General features: G+C 71.5%; 6 protein-coding genes and 1 rRNA gene. 3 read left to right on the top strand and 4 right to left on the bottom strand.

What is annotated here, in order from left to right; genetic code table 11:
- Positions 1-90 (bottom strand): 16S ribosomal RNA (locus ACZ4VI_RS16990); the annotation flags it as partial.
- A gap of 665 nt (positions 91-755) precedes the next feature.
- A complete protein-coding gene (locus ACZ4VI_RS16985) occupies positions 756-1,295 on the bottom strand; it encodes a MarR family winged helix-turn-helix transcriptional regulator (RefSeq protein WP_467999973.1) in 540 nt (179 codons plus the stop codon).
- A gap of 144 nt (positions 1,296-1,439) precedes the next feature.
- On the opposite strand from ACZ4VI_RS16985, the gene ACZ4VI_RS16980 reads away from it, so the two are divergent.
- The gene (locus ACZ4VI_RS16980) at positions 1,440-2,717 is read left to right on the top strand and encodes an MFS transporter (RefSeq protein ID WP_467999991.1); all 1,278 of its coding nucleotides are present in this window, start codon (positions 1,440-1,442) and stop codon (positions 2,715-2,717) included.
- On the opposite strand, the gene ACZ4VI_RS16975 is transcribed toward ACZ4VI_RS16980, so the two are convergent.
- The gene (locus ACZ4VI_RS16975) at positions 2,714-4,339 is read right to left on the bottom strand and encodes an ATP-binding SpoIIE family protein phosphatase (protein WP_467999972.1); all 1,626 of its coding nucleotides are present in this window, start codon (positions 4,337-4,339) and stop codon (positions 2,714-2,716) included. The genes ACZ4VI_RS16980 and ACZ4VI_RS16975 overlap by 4 nt on opposite strands.
- Before the next feature lie 106 nt (positions 4,340-4,445).
- Positions 4,446-5,810: an NAD(P)/FAD-dependent oxidoreductase gene (locus ACZ4VI_RS16970; RefSeq protein ID WP_467999971.1), complete on the bottom strand. Its 1,365-nt coding sequence runs from the start codon at positions 5,808-5,810 to the stop codon at positions 4,446-4,448.
- Between the two features lie 354 nt (positions 5,811-6,164).
- On the opposite strand from ACZ4VI_RS16970, the gene ACZ4VI_RS16965 reads away from it, so the two are divergent.
- On the top strand, positions 6,165-6,980 hold the full coding sequence (locus ACZ4VI_RS16965; protein WP_467999990.1) for a TetR/AcrR family transcriptional regulator: 816 nt from the start codon (positions 6,165-6,167) through the stop codon (positions 6,978-6,980).
- Between the two features lie 230 nt (positions 6,981-7,210).
- Positions 7,211-9,169 (top strand): sigma-70 family RNA polymerase sigma factor, encoded by a 1,959-nt coding sequence (locus ACZ4VI_RS16960; protein ID WP_467999970.1) that lies wholly within the window; start codon positions 7,211-7,213, stop codon positions 9,167-9,169.
- Positions 9,170-9,171 lie beyond the last annotated feature (2 nt).

The following is a 9,171-nucleotide window of genomic DNA, read 5'->3' as shown; positions in this document are numbered from 1 at the left end:
AATCCACCCCGAAGGGCTTCATCGTTCGACTTGCATGTGTTAAGCACGCCGCCAGCGTTCGTCCTGAGCCAGGATCAAACTCTCCGTGAATGTTTACCCGTAATCGGGTCGAACACCACGAGAGCGGAACGATCGGTCGGAATAGGACCGGTCGTTCACAGCGTCCTCGCTGTGTGCCACCCCGAGGGGTGGACTTTTTCAAAGGAACCTCGCCATCCGAAGATGGACGGGGTATCAACTAATCTGGCGTTGATTTTTGGCACGCTGTTGAGTTCTCAAGGAACGGACGCTTCCTTCGTACTCACCCTCTCGGGCTTTCCTCCGGGCTTCCCTTCGGTCTTGCGTTTCCGAGTCTATCAGATCTTTCCGATCCGATTTCCTCGGTGCTTTCCGGCTTCTTCGGTTTCCCGTTCCGGCCTTCCTGCGTTTCCGACTCTATCAGATCCTTTCGGGCCTGATTCCCAGTCAGAGGGGGTTGTCCTCGCGGCTGTTGGGCCGTTCCGACGCTCAAACTCTAGCGGATTTCCCGGGCGACTCATAATCGAGTCTTTCGAAATGAATTTCGGCATGCCGAAATTCGTCCCGGCTGGGAGATCGTGCTGAGTAGAGGTGCCGCATCAGCGGCGGGAGTGGCTGTCGCAGAACCGTTCCGGCTCCGTGACAACTCGGAGAACACTACGGATACGGCAGGGGCGTGTCAACTCCGTGCGGTGACCCGTCCGGTGACCCCTCCGGTGACCTCTCCGACGACTCGTCTAGTCGAGGTCCGTGAGCCGGCCGCCCGCGTCCGGCTGGGTGTGTTCGACCCTGCGGAGGAGGCGGATCAGCATGTCGCCGAGGTCGCCGCGCTCGTCGGCCGTCAGGTCCTGGAGGAGCTCCTCCTCGAAGTCCGTCGCCATGCGCATCGCCTCGAGCCACTTCGTGCGGCCCTCGTCCGTGAGCTCCACGATCACCCGGACGCGGTTGGTCTCGTCGCGGTCGCGGGTGACGAGGCCCTCGCCCGCCATGCGGTCGATGCGGTGGGTCATCGCGGCCGGGGTGAGGCCGAGGCGCTTCGCCAGCTCGCCCGGGCCCAGGCGGTAGGGGGCGCCGGCGAGGACGAGGGTCTTGAGGACCTCCCACTCGGCGTTGCTGATGCCGAGGTCGGCGAGCTGGCGGCCGTACGCGACGTTCATCCGGCGGTTCAGCCGGCCGAGGGCGGAGACCACCTTCTCGACCTGGGGGTCCAGGTCGCGGTACTCGCGCTGATAGGCCGCGATCTGTTCGTCGAGGCTCGGCTCGGGGGTGTGGGACATGCGGGGAGTATCCCACGCGCGCCATTGGCGTTGAAGTCCTTCCATGTGTATTGTTAAGGATCGAACTTTAGTATTTAAGTCTTCAGGGTTCAGTCCTACAGGGCTGAAGCCCTCCTCTCGAAGTGGGTGAGCGTGACCAAGGCGATGGGTGCAGCGATGCGCCGGATCCAGGCAGGCAGCGCGCTGAGCGCGTTCGGACTCGGCTTCACCGTTCCGTACCTCTATGTGTACGTCGCTCAGGTGCGGGACCTGGGCGCGACCACGGCGGGCATCGTGCTCGCCGTCTTCGCCATGGCCGCACTCGTCGTCCTGCCCTTCAGCGGACGCGCCATCGACCGGCGCGGTCCCGTCCCCGTCCTCCTCGTCGCCGCCGTCCTCGCGTCGCTCGGCGCGCTGGGCATGGGGCTCTCGGGCAGCGTGCCCGCCGCCGTCGGTTCCGCGGCTCTGCTCGGGGCCGGTACGGCCGTGATGCAGCCGGCGCTCGCGACGATGATCGTGTGGTGCTCCGACCCGTCCGCCCGGACCCGGTCCTTCGCCATGCAGTTCTTTCTGCAGAACCTCGGGCTCGGTGTCGGCGGCCTGATCGGCGGCCAGCTCGTCGACGCGAGCCGGCCGGACAGCTTCCTTCTTCTCTTCTCCATCGAAGCGGCGATGTTCCTCGTGCTCGCCGGGATCGTGCTGACCGTCCGTATGCCGGGCTCCCCCGCCCTGCAGGGCACCCGGCCGGCCGGCTCGAAGGGCGGCGGCGTCCAGGCGCTGCTCGGGCACAAGGCCATGGTGCAGCTGTGCGTCCTGGGCTTCGTGCTCTTCTTCGCCTGCTACGGGCAGTTCGAGTCAGGTCTCGCGGCGTACGGCACCGAGGCCGCCGGGATCGATCCGGCGACGCTCGGGATCGCGCTGGCCGCCAACACGGCCGTCATCGTCGTCGCCCAGTTCGTGGTGCTGAAGTTCGTCGAGCGCCGCCGCCGGAGCCGGGTGATCGCGGCCGTCGGTCTCCTCTGGGCCGTGGCGTGGGTGATCGCCGGGTACGCGGGCCTTGGCCACGGCAGCCAGGCCATGGCGACCGCCGCGTTCATCTCCACGTACGCCCTCTTCGGGCTCGGCGAGGCGATGCTGTCGCCGACCGTGGCGCCGCTGGTCGCGGACCTCGCGCCGGACTCCATGGTCGGTCAGTACAACTCGGCGTTCGCGCTGGTCAAGCAGCTCGCGCTGGCCGTCGGCCCGGCCGTGGGCGGGCCCATGGGTGCCGCGCTGCACGGGCCGTACATCGTGACCTTCGTCCTCTTCTCGCTCGGGATCACGTTCCTGGCGCTGCGGCTCGGCAAGCGGCTCACGCCGGTGCAGGACCAGCCGTCCCTGGCCGCCAGGACCTCGCGGGTGGTGGCGCAGCATGTGCCCGAGCGGGAGACCGCAGCCGCCTAGTCGGGCAGGGCGAACTCGCACCAGACCGCCTTGCCGCCGCCCGGCGTACGGCGGCTGCCCCAGGACGAGGCGATCGTCGCGATGATCGAGATCCCGCGGCCCGCCTCGTCCTCCGTCTCCGCCCTGCGGCGGCGCGGCAGATGGTCGTCGCCGTCCGTGACCTCGATGATCAGCCGCCGGTCGGTGCGGCGCAGCCGCAGGCGCATCGGCGGGGTGCCGTGCTTGAGGGAGTTCGCCACCAGCTCGCTGGTGGCGAGGACGCCGAGATCGCACAGCTCGACCGGGAAGCGCCAGCTGGCGAGGACGCCGGAGGCGAAGGCACGCGCGCGTGGAGCCGCCTCCACACCGCCGAGCAGTTCAAGGGCCGCGTTGTGGAAGAGCTCCGCGTTCCCTCCCACGCGGGACGGGTGCTGGACGACCAGGACGGCCACATCGTCGTCGTGCTCGGCGGTGACGCCGAGCGAGCGCAGCAGCCGGTCGCAGACGACCTGGGGCGTGCCGAGGGCGCCGGACAGGGCTCGCTCCAGTGCGGCGACGCCCTCGTCGATGTCCTCGCGACGGCGTTCGACCAGACCGTCCGTATAGAGGACGGCGGTGGAGCCGGGGGGCAGGGCGATCGCGCCGGAGGTGTGCAGCCAGCCGCCGGTGCCCAGCGGGGGTCCGGTGGGGTCCTCGGCGCGGCGGACCGTGCCGTCCTCGTCCCTGACGAGGATCGGGAGATGGCCGGCGGAGGCGTAGACGAGCTTGCCCTCGTTGGGGTCGTGGACCGCGTAGACGCAGGTGGCGATCTGGCTGGCGTCGATCTCGGCGGCGAGGCCGTCGAGGAGCTGGAGCACTTCGTGCGGGGGCAGGTCGAGGCGGGCGTAGGCCCGGACGGCCGTGCGGAGCTGGCCCATGACGGCCGCGGCGCGCACCCCACGGCCCATCACGTCGCCGATCACGAGTGCAGTGCGCCCGGCCCCCAGGGTGATGACGTCGTACCAGTCGCCGCCGACGGCCGCGTCCGTGCCGCCCGGCTGGTACGTGGCGGCGATCCGCAGGTCGTCGGGCTGCTCCAGCTCCTGCGGGAGCAGGGAGCGCTGGAGGGTGACGGCGGTCTCGCGGTGCCGGCGCTCGCTGGCGCGCAGCCGCTCGGCGGCCTCGGCGTGGTCAGTGACGTCGGCGGCGTGCACGAGGACGCCGCCGCCCTCGAGGCGCGGGGACTCCACGGGCAGGCAGGTGACCGTGTACGAGCCGCCGTCGGCGGTCTTGCGGGACTTGACCGTCCGGGGCTTCCCGCTGCGCAGGACCTGCTCCATCAGCGGCAGCAGGCCCAGCTCGTGGGCCTCGGGGCAGGCGTCGGCGACGGTGGCCCCGGCGGGGCGGGGGCCGAAGGCGGCGGCGTACGCGTCGTTGACGTACGCGATGCGATGCTCGGGGCCGTAGGCGAGCGCGACCAGGCCGGGGAGTCGGCCGATGATCTCCCGTGCGGAGAAGTCCTCCAGGGTGGGGACCTCGTCGGGGAGGGGCTCAGGCTGCTGCTCGTACTCACCGCGGGCCGCGGGCACGGAGCCTTCGGTCCCCCGCGCCGCCGTGCGGCGCTGAGTGCCGGGAAGTCGGGCGCTCCAACGGGTGAAGTTCACGGATCTGTATGCCTCGTGGTTTGTTGGCCGTGCTGAGTCACTCTGTGCAGGTGTGAGCCCACCTATGGTCACACGTCCAGTGTGACCGACCGCACTGACATCGGTGTCAGCCCGGCTTCGGGCCGTTCTTGGGGGGCGGGGGCGCGGCCGCGAGTTCGAACTCGGCGCGCGGGTGTTCCAGCGAGCCCAGCGAGACGATCTCCCGCTTGAACAGGCCGGACAGGGTCCACTCGGCCAGGACGCGGGCCTTCCGGTTGAAGGTCGGGACGCGGCTGAGGTGGTAGGCGCGGTGCATGAACCAGGCGGGGTAGCCCTTGAGTTTGCGTCCGTAGACGTGGGCCACGCCCTTGTGGAGGCCGAGGGAGGCGACCGAGCCCGCGTACTTGTGGCCGTACTCCTTGAGCGGCTGTCCGCGCAGGGAGGCGGCGACGTTCTCGGCCAGCACCTTGGTCTGGCGTACGGCGTGCTGCGCGTTCGGCGCGCACTCCTTGCCGGGCTCGTCCGCCGTGATGTCGGGGACGGCCGCGGCGTCTCCGGCCGCCCAGGCGTGTTCGACGCCGTCGATGGCCAGTTGCGCGGTGCACTTGAGCCGGCCGCGGCCGTTGAGCGGCAGGTCGGTGGCGGCGAGGACGGGTGCGGGCTTCACGCCTGCGGTCCAGACGACTGTACGGGTCGGGAAGCGGCTGCCGTCGCTGAGGACGGCGACGCGGTCCTCGCAGGAGTCGAGCCGGGTCTCCAGACGTACGTCGATGTTGCGGCCGCGCAGCTCGCGGATCGCGTACTTGCCCATCTTCTCGCCGACCTCGGGCAGGATCCGGTCCGAGGCCTCGACCAGGACCCATTTCAGGTCCTCCGGCTTGATGTTGTGGTAGTACCGCGCCGTGTAGCGGGCCATGTCCTCCAGCTCGGCGAGCGCCTCCACGCCCGCGTAGCCGCCGCCGACGAAGACGAAGGTGAGGGCGGCGTCGCGCAGGCCGGGGTCGCGGGTGGAGGAGGCGATGTCCATCTGTTCGATGACGTGGTTGCGCAGGCCGATGGCCTCCTCGACGGTCTTGAAACCGATGCCGTAGTCGGCGAGGCCGGGAATCGGGAGGGTACGGGAGATCGACCCTGGCGCGATGACCAGTTCGTCGTAGGTGAGCTGGATGTTCCCGGTGCCCTCCTCCTCGGTGGCGAGGGTGGAGAGCGTCGCGGTCCGCTTGGCGTGGTCGACGGCGTGGACCTCGCCGATGACGATCCGGCACCTGTCCAGGACGCGGCGGAGCGGGACGACGACATGGCGCGGGGAGATCGAGCCGGCCGCGGCCTCGGGCAGGAACGGCTGGTACGTCATGTACGGCTCGGGCGTGACCACCACGATCTCGACGGAACCGCTTCTGAGCTCGGCCTTGAGCTGCCGCTGCAGGCGCAGCGCGGTGTACATCCCGACGTAGCCACCGCCGACAACGAGAATGCGCGCAGGTTCGGTCACTGTCCCATGACGCAACGCCGTCCGGGGTTTGTCCACAGGCCCGGCAAATTGTGTGACCGGAGGTGCGCGGGGGCGCGGGGTGGCGCACGCCGTGGGTACAGCGGGAAGTGCGCAGGTCAGAGTGGGCGTGGGGGGTGGCGTACGGAAGCGGAATCGGGAGAGTTCAGGCCCTTGCTCCGATCGGGGGGCGCACCGTACGGAACTCCCCCTTCTGAATTGACCTCGACTCAACTATGTTCGTACCTCGTCGGGGTGTCGGATCGCGGTGCAGGGACCAGAGCACTGCGGTGTCCGTGGACCCCGTGTCAGGGCGGGGAGTCTCCGGGGGGAGACATCATGAGCGGGGGAACGCTTATGCACATGCAGGATTCACGGTGGCAGGCCGTCGTCGGGACGACGAACGGCTCGCTCGACGGACGCGGTACGGGTGTGAGTACGGGTACGAGCACGGGGGCAGTCACGGGTACGGGCATGGAAGTGTCGGCGCAGGTCGGGCGGTCGGCGCCGCTGCGCGTGGACGCGCAGCGCAATCTGGAGCACGTGCTGCGCGCGGCACGCGAGGTGTTCGGCGAACTCGGCTACGGGGCCCCGATGGAGGACGTGGCGCGGCGCGCCCGGGTCGGCGTGGGCACGGTCTACCGCCGCTTCCCCAGCAAGGACGTGCTGGTGCGCCGGATAGCCGAGGAGGAGACCTCCCGGCTGACCGACCAGGCCCGCGCGGCGCTCGGTCAGGAGGACGAGCCCTGGTCGGCGCTCTCCCGGTTCCTGCGGACCTCGGTGGCCTCGGGCGCGGGCCGGCTGCTGCCGCCGCAGATCCTGCGGGTGGGCGTGGACGCGGACGAGCTGCTGCTGCCGGCGCCTGCCGCGGAGGACGAGGCCCGGGTGCCGCACCAGCGCGGTTTCGCGGACCCGACCGAGCCGCGGGTGGTCGCGCCGCGCGCGGTGCCGGGGGCCGAGCAGGACCACGCCGGTGCGGCGGAGCTCCTGGAGGTCGTCGGGCGGCTCGTGGACCGGGCCCGTGAGGCGGGCGAACTGCGGGCGGACGTGACCGTGGCGGACGTCCTGCTCGTCATAGCCACGGCGGCGCCCGCGCTGCCGGACGCGGCCCAGCAGGCGGCGGCCTCGGCACGGCTCCTCGACATCCTCCTGGAGGGCCTGCGCTCGCGATAGCGGGAGCCTGAGCGGGAGCGGCGGTGCCGGTTCGGGAAGTCCTGGGTCGTGCCCGGGGGTCCGGGCGGATCGTCGAGCATGACACGAACGCGTGAGCGGTTACGCCCGGATACGGGAAGTCGCCCCGGACGAGTGGTAAGTGGACGCGGAGGTTCAGCGCGCCATCACGCTGTGGCACGCTTGGCCGGTGTTCGGGTCTGAGCGTGCGCGTGCATACGGGGGCTTCCGCGATGAGCGGTGACGGTCGGGACGAGCCGTTGGGCAACGGCGGCGCCACGGAGACCGGGGGCGTTCCCTCCCGGCAGGTGCCGAGCCAGGGCGGGCCCGGAGGTGCCGTGGGCGCCCCCACGGGGTCCGCGGGTGCGGTGCCGGGGCGCGAGCCGAGCGTGCCGCAGCAGCGTGAGGGCCGGGCTCCGTTCTCCGTAGCGGGCGCCGGCGACGCGCACGACACCGTCCTTCCGCCGCCGGTCGAACTGCCGCCCTCCGACGCCGAGCTCATCCAGCTCATGCGGGCGGGCGACGACAGCGCGTACGAAGAGCTGTTCCGCCGCCACTCCGACGCCGTGCGCCGCTACGCCAGGACGTGCTGCCGGGACGCGCACACCGCCGACGACCTGACGGCGGAGGTGTTCGCCCGCACGCTCCAGGCCGTACGGGGCGGGGCCGGGCCCGAACAGGCCGTCCGTGCCTATCTGCTGACCACGGTCCGGCGGGTGGCGGCGAACTGGACGCGCACGCAGAAGCGGGAGCACCTCGTCGAGGACTTCGCGGTGTTCGCGGCGCAGGCCGCCCGCACCGCCGAGGTCTCCGACCAGGACACACTCGATCTCGGCGCCGACGTCCGGGCCATGCACGAGGCCGAACAGTCGCTGGCCATGCAGGCGTTCCGGTCGCTGCCCGAGCGGTGGCAGGCCGTGCTGTGGCACACCACCGTCGAGGAGGAGTCGCCGAGCGAGGTCGCGCCGCTGTTCGGGCTGACCGCCAACGCCACCGCCGTGCTCGCCAGCCGGGCCCGCGAGGGCCTCAAGCAGGCCTACCTCCAGGCGCACGTCAGCCAGTCCCTCACCGCGGGCGGCGACTGCGCCCGCTATGCCGACCGGCTCGGCGCGTACGCGCGCGGCGGACTGCGGATGCGGGCCGAGCGCGGGCTGCGCAAGCACCTGGAGGAGTGCGCCAAGTGCCGGCTCGCCGCCGGTGAGCTGGCGCACGTGAACGCCGGGATCCCCGCGCTGCTGCCGGTCGCCGTCATCGGCTGGTTCGCCGCCGGGTTCTCGCTCAAGGCCGCGGGTGTCGTGGCCGGCGGGGTCGCGGGCGCGGCCGGGGCCGGTGCGGCCGCCGCCACGACGGGCGCCGGTTCGTCGAGTACGGCCGGGGCGTCCTCCGCCGCCGCGGCCGAAGGGCTCGGCGCCCCCGCGAAGGCCGGCCTCGCGGCCGCGGTGGCCGTCGCCGCGGCCGCCGGTCTGGTGTGGGCGCTCTCCGGGGACCCGCAGCCGGTCGCCAAGCCCGAACCCGCGCCGCCGGCCGTCTCCCCCGTCGTACCGCCGAAGCCGACACCGCCGCCCAAGCCGAGCCCCACGCCCCCGCCGCCGCCCGCCCCGCCGGCCGTGGAAGCACCCGAGCCGACGCCCACCCCGCCGCCCGAGCCGAAGCCGTCGGTCAAGCCCAGCCCCAAGCCGACACCGCCGCCCAAGCCGAGCCCCACGCCCGTCCCGCCGAAGCCGGCGCCCAAGCCCCCGCCGCCCGCCCCGCCGACCGTCTACCAGGTCAACCAGCTGGACTACGGCGTCTTCGGCGACGGCACGAAGCCGGAGGTACGGCTCGGGGACAGCAGCTGGATGTGGCAGCGCGACGGCCTGTCGATGGGCGGCACACAGTACGCGCACGGGGTGAGCGTGCACGCGCCGTCGGCGCTCGTGATCGACCTCAACCGGCAGTGCACCAGCTACGACGCGCTCGTCGGCATCGACGACATGAGCGCGTCGCTCGGGATCGGCGGCGTCCGCTTCTCCGTCTACGGAGACGGCCAGCAGCTCTGGCGCTCGGAGGTCGTCCAGCCCGGCGACCAGGCGATCCCGGTCCATGTCGGGATCGCGGGCCGCGAGACGATCCGCCTGGTCGTGGAGGAAGACACCGCATTCGGCCGCGCCGCGATCGCGGACTGGGCACAGTCCCGCATCAGCTGCACGTGAGC

This window comes from Streptomyces sp. NPDC029169 (assembly GCF_055563935.1).
Note: the sequence above shows the minus strand (reverse complement) of the source record. Positions and strands in the feature narration are given on the sequence as shown.

Coding starts and splice junctions, on each gene's coding strand:
- ACZ4VI_RS16985 (WP_467999973.1), bottom strand. CDS start 1,295: ATGTCCCACACCCCCGAGCCGAGCCTCGACGAACAGATCGCGGCCTAT.
- ACZ4VI_RS16980 (WP_467999991.1), top strand. CDS start 1,440: ATGGGTGCAGCGATGCGCCGGATCCAGGCAGGCAGCGCGCTGAGCGCG.
- ACZ4VI_RS16965 (WP_467999990.1), top strand. CDS start 6,165: ATGCACATGCAGGATTCACGGTGGCAGGCCGTCGTCGGGACGACGAAC.
- ACZ4VI_RS16960 (WP_467999970.1), top strand. CDS start 7,211: ATGAGCGGTGACGGTCGGGACGAGCCGTTGGGCAACGGCGGCGCCACG.